26 protein-coding genes are annotated in these 22,829 nt (G+C 58.3%); 5 read left to right on the top strand and 21 right to left on the bottom strand.

Annotated elements, in window-relative coordinates:
• Together ACK41V_RS16785 and ACK41V_RS16790 are read left to right on the top strand one after the other, a co-directional pair.
• A partial coding sequence (locus ACK41V_RS16785; RefSeq protein ID WP_409783892.1) for a hypothetical protein occupies positions 1-326 on the top strand: 326 nt, incomplete at its 5' end.
• 34 nt (positions 327-360) lie between these two features.
• Positions 361-2,259 (top strand): ATP-binding cassette domain-containing protein, encoded by a 1,899-nt coding sequence (locus ACK41V_RS16790; RefSeq protein WP_409783894.1) that lies wholly within the window; start codon positions 361-363, stop codon positions 2,257-2,259.
• 94 nt (positions 2,260-2,353) lie between these two features.
• On the opposite strand, the gene ACK41V_RS16795 is transcribed toward ACK41V_RS16790, so the two are convergent.
• The 7 genes from ACK41V_RS16795 to ACK41V_RS16825 all read right to left on the bottom strand — a co-directional run bounded on the left by ACK41V_RS16795 (position 2,354) and on the right by ACK41V_RS16825 (position 8,837).
• Positions 2,354-3,451 carry a chemotaxis response regulator protein-glutamate methylesterase gene (locus ACK41V_RS16795; protein WP_409783896.1) on the bottom strand — a complete coding sequence of 366 codons (1,098 nt, stop codon included), beginning with the start codon at positions 3,449-3,451 and terminating at the stop codon, positions 2,354-2,356.
• A gap of 15 nt (positions 3,452-3,466) precedes the next feature.
• The gene (gene cheD, locus ACK41V_RS16800) at positions 3,467-4,183 is read right to left on the bottom strand and encodes a chemoreceptor glutamine deamidase CheD (protein ID WP_409783967.1); all 717 of its coding nucleotides are present in this window, start codon (positions 4,181-4,183) and stop codon (positions 3,467-3,469) included.
• 63 nt (positions 4,184-4,246) lie between these two features.
• Positions 4,247-5,152, bottom strand: coding sequence for a CheR family methyltransferase (locus tag ACK41V_RS16805; RefSeq protein WP_409783898.1), 906 nt, complete (start codon positions 5,150-5,152; stop codon positions 4,247-4,249).
• Between the two features lie 108 nt (positions 5,153-5,260).
• On the bottom strand, positions 5,261-5,749 hold the full coding sequence (locus ACK41V_RS16810; protein WP_409783900.1) for a chemotaxis protein CheW: 489 nt from the start codon (positions 5,747-5,749) through the stop codon (positions 5,261-5,263).
• A gap of 53 nt (positions 5,750-5,802) precedes the next feature.
• Positions 5,803-7,938, bottom strand: a complete 2,136-nt coding sequence (locus tag ACK41V_RS16815; RefSeq protein ID WP_409783902.1) for a chemotaxis protein CheW — start codon at positions 7,936-7,938, stop codon at positions 5,803-5,805.
• Between the two features lie 40 nt (positions 7,939-7,978).
• Positions 7,979-8,341, bottom strand: coding sequence for a response regulator (locus tag ACK41V_RS16820; protein ID WP_409783904.1), 363 nt, complete (start codon positions 8,339-8,341; stop codon positions 7,979-7,981).
• Positions 8,342-8,390: 49 nt separating this feature from the next.
• Complete coding sequence (locus ACK41V_RS16825; RefSeq protein ID WP_409783906.1) at positions 8,391-8,837, bottom strand: hypothetical protein; 447 nt, start codon at positions 8,835-8,837, stop codon at positions 8,391-8,393.
• A 186-nt stretch (positions 8,838-9,023) separates the two neighbouring features.
• On the opposite strand from ACK41V_RS16825, the gene ACK41V_RS16830 reads away from it, so the two are divergent.
• Together ACK41V_RS16830 and ACK41V_RS16835 are read left to right on the top strand one after the other, a co-directional pair.
• Complete coding sequence (locus ACK41V_RS16830; RefSeq protein ID WP_409783908.1) at positions 9,024-10,136, top strand: ATP-binding protein; 1,113 nt, start codon at positions 9,024-9,026, stop codon at positions 10,134-10,136.
• Entirely contained in the window at positions 10,133-10,762 is a 630-nt protein-coding gene (locus tag ACK41V_RS16835) for a response regulator (RefSeq protein ID WP_409783910.1), read from the top strand. The genes ACK41V_RS16830 and ACK41V_RS16835 overlap by 4 nt, the downstream gene beginning before the upstream one ends.
• A gap of 2 nt (positions 10,763-10,764) precedes the next feature.
• Here ACK41V_RS16835 and fliR read toward each other — a convergent pair whose 3' ends face one another.
• From fliR to fliF, 13 genes are all read right to left on the bottom strand, one after another.
• Complete coding sequence (gene fliR, locus ACK41V_RS16840) at positions 10,765-11,535, bottom strand: flagellar biosynthetic protein FliR (protein WP_409783911.1); 771 nt, start codon at positions 11,533-11,535, stop codon at positions 10,765-10,767.
• 74 nt (positions 11,536-11,609) lie between these two features.
• The gene (fliQ, locus tag ACK41V_RS16845; protein ID WP_409783913.1) at positions 11,610-11,879 is read right to left on the bottom strand and encodes a flagellar biosynthesis protein FliQ; all 270 of its coding nucleotides are present in this window, start codon (positions 11,877-11,879) and stop codon (positions 11,610-11,612) included.
• A gap of 12 nt (positions 11,880-11,891) precedes the next feature.
• On the bottom strand, positions 11,892-12,683 hold the full coding sequence (gene fliP / locus ACK41V_RS16850; protein ID WP_409783915.1) for a flagellar type III secretion system pore protein FliP: 792 nt from the start codon (positions 12,681-12,683) through the stop codon (positions 11,892-11,894).
• Positions 12,676-13,023 carry a FliO/MopB family protein gene (locus ACK41V_RS16855; protein ID WP_409783917.1) on the bottom strand — a complete coding sequence of 116 codons (348 nt, stop codon included), beginning with the start codon at positions 13,021-13,023 and terminating at the stop codon, positions 12,676-12,678. The genes fliP and ACK41V_RS16855 overlap by 8 nt, the downstream gene beginning before the upstream one ends.
• Before the next feature lie 7 nt (positions 13,024-13,030).
• Complete coding sequence (fliN, locus tag ACK41V_RS16860) at positions 13,031-13,468, bottom strand: flagellar motor switch protein FliN (protein ID WP_409783919.1); 438 nt, start codon at positions 13,466-13,468, stop codon at positions 13,031-13,033.
• On the bottom strand, positions 13,458-14,462 hold the full coding sequence (gene fliM, locus ACK41V_RS16865; RefSeq protein WP_409783921.1) for a flagellar motor switch protein FliM: 1,005 nt from the start codon (positions 14,460-14,462) through the stop codon (positions 13,458-13,460). Before fliM ends, fliN begins: the two co-directional genes overlap by 11 nt.
• Positions 14,463-14,480: 18 nt before the next feature.
• Complete coding sequence (fliL, locus tag ACK41V_RS16870; RefSeq protein WP_409783923.1) at positions 14,481-15,062, bottom strand: flagellar basal body-associated protein FliL; 582 nt, start codon at positions 15,060-15,062, stop codon at positions 14,481-14,483.
• Positions 15,063-15,265: 203 nt separating this feature from the next.
• Positions 15,266-16,297, bottom strand: a complete 1,032-nt coding sequence (locus ACK41V_RS16875; protein ID WP_409783925.1) for a flagellar hook-length control protein FliK — start codon at positions 16,295-16,297, stop codon at positions 15,266-15,268.
• 287 nt (positions 16,298-16,584) lie between these two features.
• On the bottom strand, positions 16,585-17,049 hold the full coding sequence (locus ACK41V_RS16880) for a flagellar export protein FliJ (protein ID WP_409783927.1): 465 nt from the start codon (positions 17,047-17,049) through the stop codon (positions 16,585-16,587).
• 15 nt (positions 17,050-17,064) lie between these two features.
• Positions 17,065-18,459: a flagellar protein export ATPase FliI gene (fliI, locus tag ACK41V_RS16885; protein WP_409783929.1), complete on the bottom strand. Its 1,395-nt coding sequence runs from the start codon at positions 18,457-18,459 to the stop codon at positions 17,065-17,067.
• Positions 18,449-19,174 (bottom strand): FliH/SctL family protein, encoded by a 726-nt coding sequence (locus ACK41V_RS16890; protein ID WP_409783931.1) that lies wholly within the window; start codon positions 19,172-19,174, stop codon positions 18,449-18,451. Before ACK41V_RS16890 ends, fliI begins: the two co-directional genes overlap by 11 nt.
• A complete protein-coding gene (gene fliG, locus ACK41V_RS16895) occupies positions 19,161-20,156 on the bottom strand; it encodes a flagellar motor switch protein FliG (RefSeq protein WP_409783933.1) in 996 nt (331 codons plus the stop codon). Before fliG ends, ACK41V_RS16890 begins: the two co-directional genes overlap by 14 nt.
• Before the next feature lie 24 nt (positions 20,157-20,180).
• Positions 20,181-21,866, bottom strand: a complete 1,686-nt coding sequence (gene fliF, locus ACK41V_RS16900) for a flagellar basal-body MS-ring/collar protein FliF (protein ID WP_409783935.1) — start codon at positions 21,864-21,866, stop codon at positions 20,181-20,183.
• Positions 21,867-22,041: 175 nt separating this feature from the next.
• Here fliF and fliE point away from each other — a divergent pair, with 175 nt between their 5' ends.
• Positions 22,042-22,353, top strand: a complete 312-nt coding sequence (fliE, locus tag ACK41V_RS16905) for a flagellar hook-basal body complex protein FliE (protein WP_409783937.1) — start codon at positions 22,042-22,044, stop codon at positions 22,351-22,353.
• 175 nt (positions 22,354-22,528) lie between these two features.
• On the opposite strand, the gene ACK41V_RS16910 is transcribed toward fliE, so the two are convergent.
• The gene (locus ACK41V_RS16910; RefSeq protein WP_409783939.1) at positions 22,529-22,828 is read right to left on the bottom strand and encodes a flagellar protein FliT; all 300 of its coding nucleotides are present in this window, start codon (positions 22,826-22,828) and stop codon (positions 22,529-22,531) included.
• Position 22,829: the final 1 nt, after the last annotated feature.

Consider the following 22,829-nt stretch of genomic DNA (forward strand, 5'->3'; position numbering starts at 1 on the left):
TAAGAACTGTCAAACTTTTCGTTTTTTCTTTTAGATGCAGTCAACCGCTTGCGGCAACCATCTCTACTCAGCGAAGCCTCGAATTATATACCGGTTTTTACACCACCTACAACTCAAAACCAACTTTCTTCACTCTCCACCAGCGCCCCAGGCCACAGACCCAAACCACCAGCAGAACTTCCAACCCAACCCTGCAATCTCTGCAGAACCGCGTCAGTAGCGAAGCCCTCGACTATAGCACCAGTTTGGAAGACAAAAAGGGAAAACCCGGGGAATTTGCACCAATGCAGTCGCATGCTTTGGCCTCTTGCAGGAACGCGCCATGAAAAAAGAAGGCTCGCCACCGATAATCCAGCCCCTATGGCACTTATCACCCTACTAGACGCCCAACTCGCATTTGGGCACGTTGCATTGCTGGACCACGCCGGCTTTTCCTTGGAGACCGCAGAACGCGTTGGCCTGATCGGCCGAAACGGCGCAGGCAAGTCCTCCCTTCTCAAGATTCTGGGAGGTTTCGCCAAGCCCGACGATGGTTCACTGCAAGTACAACAAGGGGTGCGCATTGCTTTTGTTGCCCAGGAGCCATCGCTGGACCCCACTGCAACCATCTTCAAGGCGGCCTCCGAAGGCCTGCAGCGGGTGATCGCGATCAGGGATCAGTATTTGTCCGGGGAAGACGGACTGGACCTGGACGCCCTGCAATCAGAGATTGAAGCCTACGACGCATGGAACTGGGAACAGCGTGTCGAGGAAACTCTTCAGCGACTGCATCTCGACCCAGAGGCAGTCGTTGGCACATTGTCTGGCGGCACAAAAAAGCGCGTGGCGTTGGCACAAGCGCTCGTCGCTCGCCCCGACGTGCTGCTGCTGGATGAGCCAACCAATCACCTGGACCTCGACTCCATCGAATGGCTGGAAGACCTCTTGCTCGACTTTCCAGGAAGCGTCGTCACCATCACACACGACCGGTCTTTTCTTGACCGTGTCGCCACACGCATCGTGGAATTGGATCGCGGCCACTTGCGGTCCTATCCTGGAAATTTCGCGCAGTATCTTCTACAGAAAGAAGAACAGCTGGCACAAGAGGCTGTCATCTCTGCCAAAGCTGACAAGCTCCTCGCACAAGAAGAAGTCTGGATACGTCGGGGGGTAGAGGCAAGACGAACACGCAGCCAAAGCCGCATCAGCCGGCTGGAACACCTGCGGGCACGCAGAGAGGCCCGCCGCGATGTAGTCGGCAGCGTCCGCATGGATGTCGCCACCGGTGGTTCCAACGGCTATCAGGGCAAGATCGTGGCTGAGATGGAGGGCGTCGGAAAATCATTCGGCGACAAGACCATCGTCCACAACTTCACCGGCACCATCCTGCGCGGCGACAAAGTCGGGTTGATCGGCCCCAATGGCGCTGGCAAGACGACACTGCTGAAAATGATCCTTGGGGAGTTGCAACCTGACAGCGGCACGATCCGCCAAGGCGCCAATTTGCAAGTCGCTTACTTTGACCAGATGCGACATGCAGTCAACCTGGACGCAACCCTTGAAGACTTCATCAGTCCCGGCAGTGAGTGGATCGAAATTGGCAACCAACGTAAACACGTAAAGAGCTACCTGAGCGACTTCCTTTTCTCGCCCGCCCGCGCGCATTCACCCGTGCGCTCGTTGTCAGGGGGCGAGCGCAACCGCCTTTTGCTGGCGCGTCTGTTTGCCCGCCCAGCCAACGTCCTTGTGCTCGACGAGCCCACGAACGACTTGGATATTGACACCCTGGACCTGTTGGAGGAACTACTGGAGAACTACGAGGGCACCGTATTCCTGGTCAGTCATGACCGGACATTTCTGGACAACGTCGTGACCAGCACCATTGCGTTCGAAGGCAACGGACTCTGGCGTGAATACGAAGGCGGCGTGCAAGATTGGTTGCTTCAGTCCAAACGTACCCGCGCACTCAACGCATCCAACGCCGCAGCATCGAAAAGCACCGCGGAAGATTTAGATAAAAACACAGTCCAGCGCTTATCCAACAAGCCTGAGCAGCTATCAAAAAAGAAGCTGAGTTACAAGGAGCAGCGGGAGTTGGACCAGCTACCGGCGCAAATATCGGCGTTGGAGGCTGAGCAAAAAGAACTGCAGCATGCGCTGGCAGACGGTTCGCTGTACAGCAGTGACCCTGCACGCGCAGCCACCATGACCACCCGGGCAAGTGCAATCGACGAAGAGTTGATGTCGGCTCTGGAACGATGGACTCATCTTTCCGCCTGACAGGGACCCGCTAACCGCCGTATAGATCTGTCCGCCAATCAGGCACATACAAGCCTCATTGGCGGGTATCTGCATCCCGCCTGTCCCGTTTGCCTCAGATGCGGTGATGCAACCGATCCGTCGCGCCGCGCAAGCGGGTGATGAGCGCTGGCGCTATCTGACCCAGAGGTAAAACCTCATCCGCAGCCCCATGGGCAATGGCTTCGCGGGGCATGCCGAACACGATGCACGTCGCTTCGTCCTGCACGTAGTTATAGCTACCAGCGTCTTTCATCTCACGCATCGCTGCTGCACCGTCATTTCCCATGCCGGTCAGCATGATGCCGAAAGCATTTCGCCCCACCACTGCGGCTGCGGATTTGAAGAGGACTTCGACAGAAGGTTTGTGCCGATTCACCGGGGGACCGTCGTCCACCACCGCTACATAGTTAGCGCCACTGCGCGCCACATGGAACTGGGTACCACCGGGCGCGATGTACGCGTGGCCTGGCAAGATACGCTCGCCGTTCACAGCCTCTTTCACCGTGATCTGGCACAGACCGTTCAGGCGCGCAGCAAAGCTGGTCGTAAAACCTGGAGGCATGTGCTGGGTAATGACGATTCCGGGGGAATCTGCCGGCATATGTACCAAAACCTCTTTGATGGCTTCAGTTCCTCCTGTGGAAGCGCCAATACAGATCAGTTTTTCGGTAGAAAGGCGACCGAGCAGGGCCGAGACTGGCGCAGCAGACATCCCACTCGCAGAACCCGCAGTCGAGGAAGCATCGCGCGCTGGCGCTCGTCGGACTTGAGCCACCGCAGCTACGCGAATCTTGTCCACGATCTGGGTGGCCAAGTCATTCAGGCCACTCGCCAATCCGACCCGAGGCTTGGCAACAAAATCAACTGCACCCAGTTCCAGGGCTTTCATCGTGATCTCGCCCCCACGCTCCGTCAGCGTGGAGATCATCACCACGGGCATGGGGCGCAGCCGCATCAGGCGACCTAAAAAATCAATGCCGTCCATGCGAGGCATCTCGACATCCAGCGTAATGACATCGGGATTCAGCTCCCGGATCATTTCACGCGCCACCAAAGGATCATTGGCCGTGCCAATGCACTCCATGTCCCGCTGCCGGTTGATGATCTCAGACAGCAGACTGCGGACCAGCGCCGAATCGTCCACCACGATCACCCGGATTTTCCTGCTCATTAACTCAGACCTTCCTCAAAACAGATCCACGGAGCCACCGGAAGTTGTCTTGGCAACGGTCGCTGCATTTCCGCGGACTTCCTGGGCGACCAGGGTCTCGGGATGTGCATGTGCGAGCCGCTTGACCATGGCTTTGCCGGTGACGGGGAAAAAAACCACCTTGCGCGGATAAATATCCAGCACGTCCTCGGAAACGATGGGAATCCGCTCGGTGTGGAGATAGTTCAAAACGAAATTGGTGTTGCGCTCCCCGACGTTCATCGTCGTGAAGTTATGCATGACTTGGGCGCCTCCGAAAATTTTGGCCTGCAGGGTTTCGCGCCGAGCGCCAAGTTTCAGCATTTCATTGATCAGCAGCTCCATGGCATAGGAGCCATAGCGACCCGAAGCATCTGCCAGATCCCCGTCAGGCAACATGAAATGGTTCATGCCCCCGATGCGAGCCCTGCTGTCCCACATGCAAGCCGCAATGCACGACCCCAAGACAGTCATGATGACCATGTTCTCGTCCGCGACGAAATACTCGCCTGGAAGAACCTTCACAGCGTTGTGCTGGAAGTGATGGTCCAGATAAAAGAACGAGGCCTCCCCCGGCTTGCGGCCATGGGCTTTCAAATCCTGCAAAGACGACTCTCGGGCAGGAGTAGAGCCCGCTGAATAGATGTCAGCACTCAGCGGCGCGATACGGGGGGCCCGGCGTCGCTCAGATCCACCTGACGCGGCAGTGGCCATAGTGGGCGAAGCGCCTGATTGAGTGTTGGTCATGGGTGCGTAGGGCTAGACAACATGGACAGATCAACGGCGCTCGTACACCGTCTTGCCACGCAATGTGAACAAATCGCGGGATTCGCTGAAATTTTCAGCATGTCCGACAAACAACATACCGCCTGGCTTGAGAACCCGGTGGATTCGCTCCAGCACACGCCGCTGAGTAGGCGCGTCAAAGTAGATCATCACGTTGCGGCAGAAAACCACGTCGAAGGGCTCTTTGAACGGCCAGTCATCGCGGATCAGATTGACGCTCATGAAGTCAATCACGCGTCGAAGTTCTGGCTTAGCGCGCACCATGCCTGCATTCCCAAGCTTGCCCCGCAGAAAGAACTTCTGAAGCCGCTCTGGACTGAGGCCTTTCAAGCTGTCGATTCGGTATACGCCTTGCGCAGCCGTGGCCAGCACCCGAGAGTCAATGTCACTCGCCGTCAATTTGAACGATGCATTGGCACCCAGCGCCTCGAACGCAGTCATGACGATGGAATACGGCTCCTCGCCTGTGGACGCCGCATTGCACCACACCCGCCAGTTGGCAGATGGCTTGGCGCGCAGGTGCGACGCAAAAATCTCAAAGTGGTGCTGCTCGCGGAAGAACGCCGTCAAATTGGTGGTGAGTGCATTCACAAACTCCTGCCATTCGGGCCCGTCATGGGTTTCCAGCCAGCCAAGGTAGTCATGGAAGCTGGTGTGCCCCGTATCGCGCAGGCGCCGTGACAAGCGGCTGTACACCATTGCATGTTTGCCATCGTGCAAGCTGATACCCGCGCGCTGGTAAATCAGCGCCTGCACGCGGGCAAAATCAGCGTTGGTCCAGACAAATTCCCGCCCTTGGGCCAGTGGCCCCGATGGGGCAGCTGCCGCGGCATAGGCCGGGTCCACCCTGGGGGCGGTAGACCGGGCAGAAGGGGAAAGGCTGGTGGGTTGGGCCATATTGATCGTCCGAAGGGAAATCCTGTTCGCTCCAAGAGGCCAACAAGCTTCACGCTTGCAGCCTGACATGTGCCTGGGCCACCACTACTGGTTTTTTGCGGCTACGCCTTACTCGTTTGCGGTGACCAATCCCATGTCCACGCTGGACATGAGCTTCTCGATGTCCAAAAGGATCAGCATCCGCTCACCCACCGAGCCCAAGCCCAAAATGCAGCTGTTGTCGATGGCACTCTCGATATCTGGCGCAGAGCGAATGCTTTCGGAAGTAAGTTCCATCACATCGCTCACCGAGTCCACAACAATCCCAACCACTCGGTTTCTCAGATTGAGAATGATGACCACCGTGAAGCTGTTGTAGTCTGCCTGCGCGCAATTGAACTTGATGCGCATATCCACAATTGGAACGATCGTGCCGCGCAGGTTGACCACACCCTTGATGAAATCGGGCGCATTGGCAATCCGCGTGGGAGGCTCGTAGCCGCGTATTTCCTGAACCTTCAAGATATCAATGCCGTACTCTTCCTGGTCGAGACGGAACGTGAGGTATTCACGAGCCCCCGAAGGCGCGGCATCTGCAGTTTTTCCCATCACACTCATGGTGCATTCTCCTTTCGTGACAACACCGCCCCTTTAGGGCGGTGCGCTTGAATCTAATGGCGCGCCCTGCGCACCAAACCGCCGGTATCGAGGATCAGCGCCACGGTGCCATCACCCAAGATGGTGGCGCCCGACACATTGGGGACCTTGCGATAGTTGGATTCGAGGTTTTTGACGACCACTTGGTGCTGACCAAGAAGCTCATCTACCAGCAACGCAACGCGGCTCCCGTCTGCCTCTACGACCACCATGATGTTGCTGGATTTGTTGAGATCAAACCGAGGCACCTGGAATATTTTTTCCAGTGCGATGACCGGCATGTATTCGTCCCGAACCTTCACCAGCTGTGACCCCTGAGCGACGGTGCTCACATCATCCGAATTGACCTGAAAGGACTCCACAACAGAAGACAGCGGAAGGATGTAAACCTCCTCACCAACGCCCACCGACATGCCGTCCATGATGGCCAGCGTCAATGGCAGGCGCACAGAGACTTTCATGCCATAGCCTTCGGCAGAGTCGATCTCCACCGATCCATTGAGCGCAGCGATATTCCGCTTAACCACATCCATGCCCACGCCGCGTCCCGACACGTCAGTGACTTCATCCGCTGTAGAGAACCCCGGTGCAAATATCAGCTGCCAAACCTCTGCGTCGCTCATCTGCTCTGATACCTCGATCCCACGTTCTTGCGCTTTGCTCAAGATCTTCTCGCGAGACAAACCGCGGCCATCGTCGCGCACCTCGATAACGATGGAGCCGCCTTGGTGTGCCGCAGACAGGGTGATCGTTCCGTGCTCAGATTTGCCTTTGGCAAGGCGATCTGCAGGCATTTCTACACCGTGGTCGCAGCTGTTGCGCACCAAGTGTGTCAGCGGGTCGGTGATCTTTTCCACCAAGCCCTTGTCCAATTCAGTCGCCTCACCCAGGGTCACAAGCTCAACCTTCTTGCCCAACTTGTTGGCAAGGTCGCGCAGCATCCGTGGAAAACGGCTAAATACGATCGACATCGGAATCATGCGAATCGACATGACCGACTCTTGAAGATCGCGAGTATTCCGGTCCAGATCTGCAAGCCCCGCCAACAATTGCTGATAAGCACCTGAATCGAGGCCGCGGCTGTTTTGGGCCAGCATGGCCTGCGTGATCACCAATTCGCCCACCAGATTAATGAGCTGGTCAACTTTCTTGACATCCACGCGGATGGTGGTGGACTCCATCTGCGCTTGAATGGCCTTGGGCTCAGCCGCTGCTTTGGGCGCAGCAGCCTTTGGCGATTGTGCAGAGGCAACAACCGCTCCCTGCGATGCATCAGCATGCGGGGCACCAGGAGCTCCGCTAAAGAACCCATAAGGCGCCTCCCCACCCAAGACGTCAACTGCCAGCAAGGCCTCATCGCCGACCTGAACTTCCTCGTCTCCGTCAGCAGATCCTGGGTCACGGATGAGCACCTGATCCTTGGCCACGTGGAATGCGAACAGATCCAGCAAGTCGTCATTGGTGGACGTCGTTTCCACCGCAAAGAGACGGGTGTTGGGTTGGGTGCTGGCAATGTCCCGAATAGCCCCTAAGCCGGGGATGTCGCGGAACAACTCCTTGATGGCATCGGCCTGCTCCAAACGCTCCAACGGGCCGATCTGGATTTCGAGCTGGCGAGCTTGTCCTGCCACAACGGGTTTGATCACCTTTGGCGCTGGTGTCGCAGCGACTGGAGCTGGCGCGGACGGCGGCGGAGCTGGCGCTGCAGGAGCGTCGCTCGGCACCTGCCCGGCCGCTAGCTCACTGATACGGCGAACCAAGGAAGTGGTTGAAACCGCATCTCCCTGGCCTCCTGCCTGATGGCGCGCAAGCAGGCTGCGAGAAGCGTCAGCCGACTCCAGCAGCACGTCCACCATCTGGGGGATTGGCTGCAACTCATGGCGCCGCAGACGATCCAGCAAAGACTCCATTTGATGGGTCAACTCCGCCACATCGGAAAACCCGAATGTCGCAGAGCCGCCCTTGATCGAGTGCGCGCAGCGGAAGATGCCGTTGAGTTCTTCGTCGTCCGCGTTGGTCAAGTCCAGATCGAGGAGCATTTGCTCCATCTGGTCGAGGTTTTCGCCTGCTTCTTCGAAAAAGATCTGATAGAACTGGCTCAGGTCGAAGTCCGCGCCTGCACCCGATCCTTCTTGGTAGGTTTCCGCCATGGTGGGCTCCTGTGTACTAGGTGATCCGAGTCCGTTCGGCTCAGCGAATCACTTTTTGGATGACTTCAATCAAGCGATTGGGATCAAACGGTTTGACCAGCCAGCCTGTCGCTCCAGCGGTGCGCCCTGCCTGTTTCATCTGATCACTGGACTCTGTGGTGAGAATCAGAATCGGAATGGTCTTGAACTTGGGGTGTTCGCGGAGTTTGCGGGTGAGTCCTATGCCATCGAGCCGGGGCATGTTCTGGTCAGCCAGCACAAGATCGATGTCATGGCTTTCGGCTTTTTCCAGGGCATCTTGCCCATCCACCGCCTCCACAACGTGGTAGCCAGCACCCGTGAGAGTGAACGACACCATTTTTCGCATGGACGGTGAATCATCTACGGCAAGAATCGATTGCATGTAAGGCTCCAACTGACTTGAATGTATAGGTTAACCAGTGATGTGCACGTCAAAACAGGTCCACAGAACCTGCATCCATCTCGCTCTGCGTCACAGGATTTGGCCTGTCGGGCGCCATTTCCGCAAAAGGCGCGGCTTCTTCACCTTCATCATTGCCCATGGCTTCCGACGCCAACCTGAAGGCACAGCCCTGGAGAACTTTTGTGGTGTGCCAGATGAGCTGGGACGCCATGTCCTGGAACTGCAACTCGGTCACCGCACTACGCAATGCAGCCCTTGCAGCCACCAATTCCGGGGTGTCGGCAACGACCGCGTCGGTCAGCACAGCGTTGGCCTCGCCAAAACGCTCAAGCAGGTTATCCGTGGCATGGTTCAGCAGCCCTTCCAAACGATGGAGGTCATGCATCACCACCAGCAATGAATCCTGCAGTTCTGCCGCCACCATGACGGGAACCTGGACAGCAGGTCCTCCAGACGTTGTTAGCGTAGATTGCATCGTTTCTCCATCGCAGCACGCAGCAGCAAAGCACGCAAAAACACAGGACTACGATACCTGCATCAACGGCCTCCCGGCCTTTGTGCACACCGTAGCAGCCGCATCCATTGGACGCTGCCGCCAAAACCAACCCAACCGGACAAACACCCTTGTTTGTTCCAATTTGTATCCTATGATAGCGCTCCTATGGTCACCGTAGCACCAGACCAGCCCCTGAACATCCTTCATCTCGAAGATTCAATCGCTGATCACGAATTGGCGATACGGACGCTCAGACGCGCGGGACTGTCTTGCCAGGTCTTCAGGGTGGATTCGCTCCCCGACTTCCACCGTTTGACCGACTCCCAGCCGTTCGACGTCATCCTTGCAGATTACCGGTTGCCCGGTTTTACTGCACTGGATGCTTGGGAACATGTGGCGCAAAAGCCGCATCATCCGCCCTTTGTGTTGTTGTCCGGCGCCATCGGCGAGGCAGCCGCGGTGGATGCGATGCGCCAGGGCGTCGCCGACTATCTCCTCAAAGACGATATGTCGCGGCTCCCGCACGTGATCACCCGCGCGCTAGAGGTCCATGAGGCTCGACGGGCACGCGAACAAGCCGTGACTGAATTGGCCGTATCACAGCGCCAGTTGGCAGACCTTACCGAACACCTTCAAACGTCTATTGAGCAGGAACGAGCGTCCATCGCAAGGGAAATCCACGACGACATTGGCGGCGCCCTCACAGCGGTGAGATTTGATGTGGCATGGATCGGCCGTCACAGCGCAGATCCGGCAATGCAAGAACATGCCCTATCAGCCGCAGATATGTTGCAACACGCCATCGGCGCCAGCCAGCGCATCATGATGAATTTGCGCCCGCCTGTTCTTGAGGAAGGCCTCGTCGCCGCAGTCCAATGGCTGGCCACAGGTTTTGAACGTCGTACGGGCGTGGCAACGCGCGTTCAAACCAGCAGCGAGACTATTCATACAGCGGCAGAGATTCAGTTGGTCGCTTACCGCACCGCACAAGAGGCACTGACAAACATTTCGAAACACGCCCATTCCAGCAAAGTGGACATCGAGCTTTCTGACGAAGAGGGGGTACTGACTCTGGAGGTCGCCGATAACGGCCGAGGAATGGACCGTCACACTCGGGAAAAACCAAAGGCATTTGGACTGAAGGGACTGCAAGAACGGGCGCGGACAGTGGGGGGCTGGCTGGACATTAGCAGCCGACCAGGGCAAGGGACTTCGGTGATCCTGTCCATACCGTTAACATCAGCCCCACCATCAAAAACACCTGGAGATGCCCAGTGATACATGTGGTCCTGTGCGACGACCACGCCGTTCTGAGACGGGGGATTCGTGACACGTTGACGGAGGCCTCTGACATCCAGGTGACCGGCGAGGCGGGCGGGTACGCTGAGCTGCGGGAGGTTTTGCGGACGGCGACTTGCGACATCTTGCTGCTGGACCTGAACATGCCGGGCCGCAGCGGTATTGAGGTCCTCACGAGTCTGCGCGAAACGCACTCCGCCATCAAAGTCCTGATCGTCTCCATGTACCCGGAGGATCAGTACGCCCTGCGCTGCCTGAAGGCGGGCGCACAAGGCTATGCCAACAAGGCGGGAGACCCGTTAGAACTCATTGCTGCAGTCCGCACAGTCATGCAAGGGCGGAAGTACCTGACACCTGAAGTGGCCCAGATGTTGGCAGACAGTTTGGCTCAACCCACCCCAGAAGCCCCTCACACCGCCTTGTCGGAACGTGAGCTGCAGACGCTGGTCAAAATCGCCTCCGGCCGCCGGTTATCGGACATTGCCGAGGAACTCATGCTCAGCCCCAAGACCGTCAGTGTTTACCGGTCCAGAGTGCTCGAAAAACTGAAGTTGTCCAACAACGCCGAGTTGACGGTGTACGCCATACGCAATCAACTGGTTTGAACCTACCGTTGAGCCGCAAACAAATCAACCGCTTGCTGCATTAACGCCAATACCGGTTGCTCCAACATCGGCAAAGTTGCCGCGATGCCCAGCATCCCCACCGTAAGGGTGACGGGAAACCCTACCGCATAAATATTCATCTGCGGCGCAACCCGGGAAATGATCCCCATGGTCAGGTTCACGAAAAGCAGCAACGCAATCATCGGTAAAGCGATCCAGAGCGCGCTGGAAAACAGCGATGTTCCCAGCTCGTATATTCGCATCTGACCTAGGGCTTGCAAGAAATTACCGTCCACCGGAAACCGGTCAAAACTCTTGACCACCGCCATCAGAATCATGAGATGACCATTGATCACCACAAAGAGCAGCATGGCCATATGCCCGAAAAAGCGCGCCACCGCACTGACCTGGGCATTGGATGATGGGTCGAAGAACGACGCAAAATTAAGCCCCATCTGCAGGCCAATCAACTCTCCGGCGAGTTCAACAGCCGCAAACACCAAACGCACTGAAAACCCGATCGCCAGGCCGACAATGACCTGCTGGGCGACGGCGCCCAGGGCCTCGCGCCCATTCACGCTGATCACAGGCTGATCCACCAAAACGCCTTGGGCGCACAAGGCCACCAAGAAGGCAAGTCCGACCTTCACCCGCATAGGTATTGCTCGCATGGAGAACACAGGAGCAACGGAGAACACCGCAAGTACGCGAAGAAACGGCCAAAGAATGGGCGACAGCCACCCAACCAGTTGCGCTTCTGAAAAAGTAATCACGGTGGGTTTGCTGAGGTAGCCAACGACGTTCTATACGGCCACGACTGTAAGGAATGCCATCCCAGTACAGCGTACTAGCCAATCATCGATGGGATCGACTCAATGGTTCGGCGGATGAAATCCACAAGCGTACTGAGCATCCAAGGCCCAGCTATCGCAAAAACTACCATGGCCGCAATCAGCTTCGGTACAAATGCCAGGGTAGCTTCATGAATTTGGGTGACCGCCTGAAAAATGCTGACGATCAACCCTACCGCCATCACCACGCCCAATACAGGCATTGCAATCATCAAAAGCAACGTCAAGGCATCGCGCCCGATCGTAAGAACCATTTGCGCCGTCATAGCGAACTCCTTCTAGGTCACGAAGCTCGCGGCCAGTGACCCTATCAGCAAATTCCAGCCATCCGCCAATACAAACAGCATCAACTTGAAGGGTAACGCCACCAGCACAGGAGACAACATCATCATGCCTAGCGACATCAGAATGCTCGACACCACCATATCGATCACCAAAAACGGGATAAAAATCATGAAGCCGATTTGGAATGCCGACTTCAGTTCACTGGTGACGAACGCAGGGACGATGACACGCAAGGGGGCTGTTTCTGCGGTCACCTGCGGGTCCAGCCGAGCAAGACGCGAAAAAAGCGCGAAGTCAGACTGCCGGGTCTGCTTGAGCATGAAACTGCGCATGGGCGCCTCGGCCTTGTCCAGCGCTTGCTCAAACGTAATTGCGTTGGTGGTGTAGGGCAGGTACGCATCCTGGTACACGCGATCCAGCGTGGGCCCCATAACAAAAAAAGTTAGAAAAAGTGATAAACCGATGATGACCTGATTCGGTGGTGCAGACTGCGTACCGAGCGCCTGCCGTAGCAGCGAAAGCACAATCACAATGCGCGTAAAGCCGGTCATCATCAGCACCACTGCGGGTAAAAACGACAGTGCCGTAAAAAACAGCAACGTCTGGATCGGCACCGAATAACTCGTCCCCGCGGGACCACTACCCACGACCAAAGGCAATGACCCGGATGCTTGAGCAAACGCAGAAAGAGGCGTTACAAGCGCCAACAGCAAAAGCAATCCGCTTGCATTCGAGCTCCGCACGAGGGAAGCGCCCCGAGGTCGATCCCGGACCATGTCAGACATTCGGAGCTTTCCCTGTATCGCTGACCGCAACCGCTATCTCTTGCGCAAATGATGGACTTGCTGCGGACGGCAACGGAACAGGGGCCAAGGGCTGCGTATGCAAACAGCTTACGCTCTGCGCCGTAACACCGAGTACCAACCAGGTGCGCGCATGCTCCGGCCCTACCTCCACCGTAACCACCCGCTGCTGAGGACCCACGGCCACGGCTGACACCACCCGAGCCGCACCACCCGATGTCACACCACCGGAAGCTTGACGCTGCTGAACGCGCCGTACCAGCCAAGGCAGCAGTGCCATGGCACCCACAAAGAGCACCACTACCACCAAGGTCTGGGTCATGCTGCCACTATCCACGGCTGACCCGCCGCAAGCGCTCAGAGGGTGTCACCACGTCGGTCAATCGGATGCCGAACTTGTCGTTCACCACCACCACTTCGCCCTGCGCAATGAGATACCCATTCACCAGCACATCCATCGGCTCGCCGGCCAACGCGTCCAATTCCACCACCGAACCCTGTGCCAGCTGAAGGATGTACTTGATCGGCACTTTGGTGCGCCCCAGCTCCACGGACAGCTGTACCGGGATGTCCAGCACCATGTTGATGTCATTGACCGTTCCGTCGCCACCTCCGGAAAAAGGCCGAACGGGATCCCCGGACAAGGGCCCACCCTGTTCACCGTCCCCGGGTTTTGCATCGGTGGTTTTTTGCTCTTCCAGCGCCTCGGCCCAACCCGCAAACGGGTCTTCCGCGGCACCATCCTTGTTGTCTTCTTCAGTTGACATCTTTCTCTCCAAGCCAGCTCATGTCTGCATTGCGCAGGCACTCTTCAATGCGAATGGCGTACTTTGAATTGTGGGTTCCGTACTGGCACTCAAAAATGGGGACGCCTCCGATCGACGCGCGGATGCGGGGCTCACGGTCCAGCTCAATAAAGTCCCCCGGCTTCATGGCCAGCAACTGCTCAACCGTTGCGTCGGCACGAGCAAGTTCTGCCACCAAGGTGACTTCGGCCGATTGGATCTCACGGGTCAACACCCGCACCCACCGACGATCCACTTCAATGGAATCACCCTGTGTGGACGAATACAGCACGTCTCGAATCGGCTCTAGCGTGGCGTAGGGCATGCAAATATGAATTGCACCTGAGAGGTCGCCAATTTCCAACTGGAAAGCCGTCGAAACCACAATTTCGCTCGGGGTCGCAATATTCGCAAACTGCGGCTGCATCTCCGAACGCTGATACTCCAGCTCCAGCGGATAGATGCCCTGCCAAGCCTTCTTGTACTCAGCGCAAATCACGTCCACCAACCGGTTGATGACGCGCTGCTCGGTAGGGGAAAAATCTCGGCCTTCAATGCGCGTCTGGAACTTGCCCACGCCGCCGTACAAGGTATCGATGATGCCGAACACCAGGGACGGCTCGCACACGATCAAACCACTGCCGCGCAATGGGCGAATGGCCACAATATTGAAGTTGGTGGGGACCGCCAACTCACGCAAAAAAGCGCTGTAGCGCTGAACGGACACCGTCCCCACCGAGATTTCAGGGCTGCGCCTGATGAAGTTGAAAAGACCGATACGGAAGTTGCGCGCAAACCGTTCATTGACGATTTCCATCGTCGGCATGCGGCCACGAACAATGCGTTCCTGGCTAGAGATGTCGTAGTTGCGTACGGACCCGGCCTCGGCCACATCCTCGACCGATTTCTGGCTCTCGCCCGTGACCCCCTCCAAAAGGGCATCAACCTCTTCCTGCGAAAGAAACGAATCACTCATGACTGGTCCTTGCCCGGGTCACTGGATGATGAAACTGGAGAAAAGCACGCGATGCACCGGGTTGCGCTCAGTGCGTTTGCGCGCAGGACGCTCTTCTTCGTCTGCGTCATCCGCTTCCGTTGCGGCAGCAGCACGGGCGCGTTCACGCTCAGAGGGAACCGAGAAGCCCAAAGGGCGCGAGACCTCTCTGAGGATGTCAGCAGCGAGTTTTTCTTTCCCTTCACGCTGCAGAAGTTCGCTCGATGTGCGCTGAGACACCAACAGCAAAACGCCACTGCGAATGGTCGGCAAATACAGCTTGACCTGCTCCGCCGTCTTGGCATCGGCCAGTTCAAGCGTGATGCCGATTTGTGCAAACCGGTCGCCGCCAGGATCCGCCAGATTGACTACCATGTTTTCCATGGCCAGGAACGTAGGGGGAACCTTAGGCGCCTCTTTGCGCGCCGAGCTAGCGCCCTCTTCCTCATCGCCGTGAGACCGGGTAAGGAACCACGCAGCACCTCCGCCCCCGACGACCAAGAGCAAAACCACGATGCCAAGAACTATCACAAGCATCTTTTTGCTTTTGGCGGGTGCCGCTGCGGGGGTATTGGCTGACACGGTGCGAAGTCCTTGCGGTAGAAAGCGGGCCCTGCGTGCGCTATGAAATTGCAAGCAGCTCAGGATGAACCATTATGGGACGGGGCAGCGACCAATAATAGCCAGAATAAAAGCCCAAAACCATGGCATTCCCTGTGCTTTCGCTCAACAAGTCACCCGAGACAACGCCATGGAGGAGCAGACATCGACCTGGATGACCGCGTTCACACAAAGATATCAACCGTACGCTCGGTCACCCCGCCCGTGCGTTGCACTGCAGCAGTGCCGGTTGGCGCAGAAGTAACGACTTGCGCTTGGCGAGCCCCTTCGCGATGGCGCTGCTGCCCAGAGTCACCGGCGCCCGCTCCGTCTCGTGCAGAGGTGCCAACGGACATACCGGAGAGTACCAATCCTTCGCTGCGTAGAAGGTCGCTTAATTGCGCCATGCTGCGATCAAGCAACTCGCGGGTTTCAGATTGATCGCTGCGAAACGTGACATGGGCTTCGTTACCAGATAGTGACACTGAGACTTCTACCGGTTGTCCCGCCCGGTCCAAAGTCAACTCTGCCGTCTGGGTCTTTTGATTGACCCAATACGCCACTTGGTCTGTCACCAGTTCTTCGGCACTCGCCAGGGAGGCGTCTGCAAACACCGACGATTCACCAACGCCGCCGGTTTCAATCGCCCCTGCCCCCAACGCACTATCAGACCAAGCGCCCCCGTTAGGCTGCCCGTCCCCCGACCGCCCGCCTGGCGACTCACCACCCCGAGCCGTGCCCGAAATACCCATCAGCCCTCCTGCGGCAGAGGACAGAGACTCTGACGCAAATGCTGCAAGAGCTACCCCGCCAGCACGCTCCAACTGCGCGCTGGACGGCTGACCAGTACCCGCTGCGGCGTTTTCGCCCATGCTTTGAAAGGCATTGACCACGGCCTGCTGTGCCATTGCGGGCTGATGTGAAGGGTTGCCAAGTGCCGCGCGCCCCACCGTGGTGTCTTGCAACGCAGCGCTTGCGGTGTTGTCAGCGCGCTGTGCCAGGGCGTTTTGCATGCGCGAGAGGATTCGGCCATATCCAGCGACAGGCCCTTGGAGCCCCGCTTCGGTCACATCTGCCGCACCGTCAAGCAACGCGGTCTCTGCGACCAACCCTTGCCGCAGGCCATCGCCACCCAGCAACGCACCCGACCAGCCTGTAGTTGTACTGTCGGCGCCCAAAGAGGCTCCGCCTTGTACCGGTGCCTGTGACACGCTCACGGCATCCGGCGCCAGCAGCCCTTGCCACGCCGCGACAGCAGAAGCATCTGCGACTCCAGAGGTCGCACCCTGCCCCCCGTCCAAAAGATTAGCGCCACTGCCGACCGTCTCACCCGCCAAATCGGTCAACCCTGTCCCTTGCACCTCCACCTGATCCAGCGCTGAGAGCAACGCAAGAAATCCGGCGGGGGATGCAGCAGCTCCAGCACCATCGTTGCCTTGGCGAGTACGCGCTGTCTGCGGCGCCTGAGTGCCTTGAGGAGAGGAAATTCTGGCTTGTTCCATTGTCAATACTCCTGGCCTGGGGTGCCATGAATCGCGTTGCGGTACTGCAATGCAGCCCGTTCATCGGTTTGTTTCTGATCTTTGCGCATCTGCAGCTGCTCCAGGTCATGGCGCCGCTTTTCCGCCACTTTTCGCAGACTGGCTAAACGCAACTCGGTTTCAAGCAGCGCCCGCCTGGCCGCGTCCACTCTCTGGGCTTGGTCACCCACAACACCTTTTTGCAGAAGGGCTGCGTGACCCAACCGATCCATGAACTTGTAATGGTGATACATGACCTCCGGCTGCATCGCCGTATCAGCCTTCATTCCCCAGCGTGCCTCTGTCTCGCGGGCATAACCCTCCAGTTGGCCCAACTGGTCGGAGGCGGCCTGCTGCGCCGCCTGGGTGTCCTGCAAAACTTTGCGAGCGTCATCACGCTTGCGGGTAGCCACTTCAACGGCAACCATGAGAGACGTAAGGTTGGACATGGCACGCTACCGTGGTCAATGGTCCAGCACCGAGGCCATGGCTGCCACACTCTGATCCATCGAGGCGGCCTCAAACATGTCCTGCTGCAGAAAGTGGGCCATCTGCGGTTGCAAACGAATCGACTCGTCCAAGGCGGGGTCGGAACCGCTCATGTACGCGCCCACTTGCACAAGATCGCGGCTCTTCTGGTAGCGCGAATACACCGCTCTGAAACGGCGGGCCAGGTCGAAATGCCCACGCGATACCACATTGTGCATGACCCGCGATGCGGACTGCTCAATGTCAATCGCGGGAAAATGACCTGTTTCTGCCAGGGCACGCGACAAAACAATATGGCCATCCAGAATGGCACGCGCTGCATCGGCAATCGGATCCTGCTGGTCATCGCCTTCTGACAGCACCGTATAAAAAGCCGTGATGGAGCCCACTCCATGCAACCCATTACCACTGCGCTCTACCAATTGAGGCAGTTTGGCAAAACACGATGGTGGATACCCTTTGGTGGCCGGAGGCTCGCCAATGGCCAGCGCGATTTCGCGCTGCGCCATGGCATAACGTGTCAATGAATCCATGAGCAGCAGCACATGCTTGCCCTTGTCCCGAAAATGCTCCGCAACCGCCGTTGCATAAGCCGCGCCCTGCATGCGCAGCAGCGGTGGAGCATCCGCAGGCGCAGCCACCACCACAGAGCGCGCGCGGCCGTCGGCGCCCAGAATGTCTTCTACAAACTCTTTGACTTCTCGGCCCCGCTCGCCAATGAGCCCCACCACGATCACATCGGCGCGGGTGTAACGCGCCATCATGCCCAGCAGCACGCTCTTGCCTACGCCAGAACCGGCAAACAGCCCCAGACGCTGGCCACGCCCCACGGTAAGCAGTGCATTGATTGCGCGCACACCCGTGTCCAACGTCTCTCGGACGGGGTCTCGGTCCATGGCGTTGATCTGGCGGCGGTCCATGGGTTCGGACACCACGTCCTGCACCGGCCCGCCATGGTCCAGCGGCAGGCCTTGCGCGTCTACCACACGGCCCAACAACCCGTCGCCCATCGGCAAGCGCAATACGCCAGCGCGTTGCACCGGCCGCGAAGTCTCGCCCAGTCGGGGGCTCGGCACATAGGGCATTGCGGGCACCACACTGGCACCGCTGGAAAGCCCATGGATGTCACCCGCAGGCATTAGAAAAGCGCGATCAGCAGAGAATCCGACCACTTCGGAAAGCACAGGCGCATGCCCAGGCATTTGCACCAGACACTGCGAACCCACCGGCACACGGATACCCACCGCCTCCAGCACCAAACCCGTCAGCCGCGTCAGGGTGCCGCGCGTTTCAAGTGGCGTACGTTCTGACGCACGCTCCCGCGCGTCGTCCATGAAACGCGTCCACGACGAGGTGGACTCAATGCCCATCATCGCTCCCCTCTACCCAGGGTGAGTTCAGACCCAATGTGGCAATGGCACGCTGCCAACGTTTGTCGAGGCTGCCATCCACTACGGTACCAGCAGATTCGACCAGACAACCGCCTGGCGGTACTGCAGCGTCAGCCATCCACTGGATGCCCGGAGCGTCGATTTCTTCGCGCAGAGGCTGCGCCATGGCCTCCATATCGGCGGGGTTCAACCGCACAGTTGCGGGCTTTCCTTCGTTGACCAACATGCCGACGGCCTCACGCACCACAGGCTGCAGCGCATTGGGGTTGACCGATAGCTCCTGGCGCACCACCTGCCGGGCAATGTCACAGGCCAGCTCCAGCATCTGTTGCGCCATCTGTTGCTGCATATCGATCAACGTGGCGTCGAGGTTTTGAAACACCGCTTGCATGCGCAGTGCCGCTTCATGGCCCTGCTGGGCGATGTACTCATCCATCCGGCGCTGCCATTCCAGTGCAGTTTGCGCCTGCCCCTGGGCAAAACCTTCGGCATAGGCATCGTCGCACGCCTGCTGGACCAGTGCTTGCTGGGCCACCTCGTCAATCTCGACCGGAATCTCAATCGTCGGCTCTGGCTCGGGTTCCGGCTCCACGGGGTCGGACCCATCCACCGCACCAAACTTCCATTGCGTGAAGTCACCCACTTCCTCGCTGGGGATAAACCGCGAGTAAGAGCGCTGGTTAGACGAAGGCATCATCACCGCCTGACCCAATCACAATCTGACCCTCGTCGGACAAGCGGCGCACGGTCTTGAGAATTTCCTTTTGCTGGGCTTCCACCTCGGACAAGCGCATCGGCCCGCGGGATTCGAGGTCCTCGCGCAACGCCTCGGCAGCACGCGTGGACATGTTCGACAAAAACTTCTCGCGCAAATCGGGAACAGCGCCCTTGAGTGCCACGATGAGCGTTTCGGACGCCACCTCTTTGAGCACGGACTGAATGGCTTTGTCGTCGAGCTTGAGCACGTCGTCGAACACGAACATCTTGTCCATGATCTTCTGGGCCAAATCTGGGTCGTAGCCACGGATGGATTCGAGCACCACCGCATCCATGTTGCCGCCCAGCATATTGATGATCTCCGCCGCCGCCTTGACGCCGCCGAGCGAGCTTTTGCGAATTTTGTCGCCACCTGCCAGCACCTTGAACAACACTTCGTTCAGGTCTTTCAACGCTGTCGGCTGGATACCTTCTAGCGTCGCCACGCGCAGCAAAATCTCGCTGCGCTGCCGGTCCGTCAGGTGCATCAAGATGCCGGACGCTTGGTCGCTGTCCAGGTGCACCAAGATGGCAGCCACAATTTGCGGGTGTTCGTTGCGCAGCAGTTCAGCCACCGACAGTGGATCCATCCACTTCAGGCTTTCAATGCCAGAGACATCACCGCCCTGCAAAATGCGGTCAATCAGCAGCCCTGCCTTGTCGTCACCCAGCGCACGCCGCAGCACGGCGCGCACATAGTTGCCGGTATCAGATACCAACAAGCTCTGTGCCGCAGCGGCGGTAGAGAACTTGTTGATGACCTGGTCTACCTTCTCGCGCGACACCGAGCGCATGCGCGCAATGGTTTCGCCCAGTTTTTGCACTTCCTTGGGCGAGAAATGCTTGAATACTTCGGCCGCCTCTTCTTCGCCGAGGGACATCAGCATGATGGCAGCGTCGTTGAGTCCTTGGTCGTCCATAGTTATCGTCCCTGAATTCGTGGGTCAAACGGGCTCGCCGTTCAGCCAGGTCTTCAGAATGTTGGCCACTGCGACAGGGTTTTCCTTGGCCAGCACACGGGCTTCTTCCAGGCGCAATTGCTCCGGCGTGGCAGGCAATGCTTCGTCCTTTTTCCCCGGGGCAGGCAACGCAGGCCGATCGAGCGTTTCGGCTTCCAGCGCATTCAGCTGGCCACCTGCCGCAGGAACGGCTTCCGCCTTCACCAGCTTGGGGCCCTTCAGGGCTGGGCGCACCAGCCCCAGCAGTACAAGGGCGGCAAACAGCACCGCTCCCACAGGCCAGGCAAAACTCTTGGCCAGTTCAAGGGCCTCAGGCTGCTTCCACAGCGGAACATCGTTGGCTGCAGCGGCCGTCGCCTGGAAAGGCGTATTCATGAGGTTCACCGAGTCGCCACGCTCGCGGTTGAAACCAATGGTTTCGCGCACCAACGCCGTCATTTGCTCCAGCTGTTCAGGCGTCAGCGCCTTGGGCACCATCTTGCCTTTCTCTTCGGCCGACTGGTAGTTCACCACCACGGCAGCGCTCAGACGTTTGACAGCACCGGTGCTGCCCCGAGTGACCTTGACGGTCTTGTCCACCTCGAAATTGGTGGTGGACTCGCGCTTGCTGGTTTGCTCTTCGTTACCCTGCAACCCGCCTGCGCTGGGTGCAGGATTGGCGCCATTGATGGGAGCTGCTGCGGGCACAGGCGGCTGATTGGCAACCGCCCCCGGGACGCCCATGGCGGTTTTGTTGGCGCTGCCCTTGCTTTCAAGCACCTGCTGGCTTCGAATCGCACTGGAATCCGGCGTCTGATTGGGGCGGAACTGCTCAGAGGTCGACTCCGTCTGCGTAAAGTCCACCTCGGCCGACACCTGCGCCTTGACGTTGTCACGGCCCACCACTGGTTCCAGAATTTCCATGATGCGGCGGGTGTACTGCTGCTCAATCTGCTGCACATACAACAACTGTTGCGCGTTGGCCTCGGCGCCGGCAGAGTTGTCAGGAGACTGCGACAGCAGTTTGCCCGTATCGTCCAGCACACTTACCGCCGAAGGCGCGAGTTCTGGCACGCTGGACGCCACCAGATGCACGATGCCCGCCAACTGGGCCCGGTCCAGAATGCGGCCCGGGTGCAGGCTGACCAGCACCGATGCCGAAGGCTTTTGCTGCTCGCGGAAAAATCCATTTTGATTGGGCAGCGCCAAATGCACCCGCGCGCCCTGCACGGACGACAGGGCCTGAATGGAACGGGTCAGTTCGCCCTCCAGCCCGCGTTGAAAGTTCAGCCGCTCCTGGAATTGCGTCATGCCAAACTTGCTGGACTCCATCAACTCGAACCCCGCCACCGAACCCTTGGGCAGGCCCTGGGTCGCCAAGCGCAGGCGCACATCGTGCACGCGGTCAGAGGGAATCAGGATGGCGCCGCCGCCGTCGGCATGCTTGTAAGGCACGTTCATTTGCGACAACTGGGCCACGATGGCGCCACCGTCCTTGTCGCTCAGATTGGCAAACAGCACCCGGTAATCGGGCTGGCGCCCCAAAACAATGGCCGCAATGGCTGCCGCCACAAGCAATGCCACACCGACGCCCAGACGCATGCGCTGTGCCCGGTCAAGGGTAGACAGCCGCTGCAACCAGTTGGGACTGGCAGCGGGGGTGACGAGAGGGATTTCAGCAACTGCAGACATCGTGCTTTCCATGAGGGCAGGCCCGGCAACAGACCAAAGCGTGGAGTCGATTATTCGGTCACGCCTCCAAAATGTTCGCTGGATAAGCCGCGCGTTTGGCTGTCAATTCAGAGCGATGGGTTCCAGCGCGGTGGCTAGGATACGCAGCATACCGCCATTCCCTACGGATACCGCCATGGACCTTCGCATCTCAAGCTCAACCGCCCCCCTCCAGGGCGCTGGCCTGGCGCGCCGTGTTGCAGCGCCACAAAACGACGGAAACGAAGTGGGGTTCTCGGGGGCGCTCAAGGGCGCTTTGCAATCAGTGAGCGCAGCCCAAAACCGCTCCTCCGATCTGCAAAAAGAGGTTCAACTGGAGAACCCCTCGGTCAGCCTGGAAGAAACCATGGTGGCCATGCAAAAAGCCCAGATCGGGTTCCAGGCCACACTGCACGTGCGCAACCGCATGGTGCAGGCTTACACCGACATCATGAACATGCAGGTGTAATCTGGGCAGGTACTACAAAATTTATAGCTGCCAGCGCTTGTCAAATAAAGATTTCAAATAGAAATCGCCTTCAACGGCAATAAACACGAGCGCTAGCAGCTCACCAAACAATAGCAATAAAAGGAAAGCCCCGCACTGCGGGGCTTTCCTTTTATGTCGTTGGCGGGCAACTGCGTCAGTGCATCATCTGCGGCTGGCCTTCAAACAGATGCTCAAACTGCGCCAACCAAGGCTCAGCCAAGCAACGAATCTGTGCGTCGTTGCGCAAAATGCGCTGCATGATGCGGGTCTTCTCGCGCTTGTGCTCTGGCAGCAGTTCATGCTCTTGCGACTTGAAGCGCAACTGCTCGATCAACACAGCGCAGGCACCCTCGTAGCGCACCACACCATCCCAGTCCTTCAGCTTGGCTGCCTCCAACATTTTGGAGCTGCTGTCTTCTATGGCTTTGTAGTAATCGATGAGCATATGAGACATG

This window comes from Acidovorax sp. (genome assembly GCF_046291265.1).
GTDB lineage: Bacteria > Pseudomonadota > Gammaproteobacteria > Burkholderiales > Burkholderiaceae_C > Acidovorax.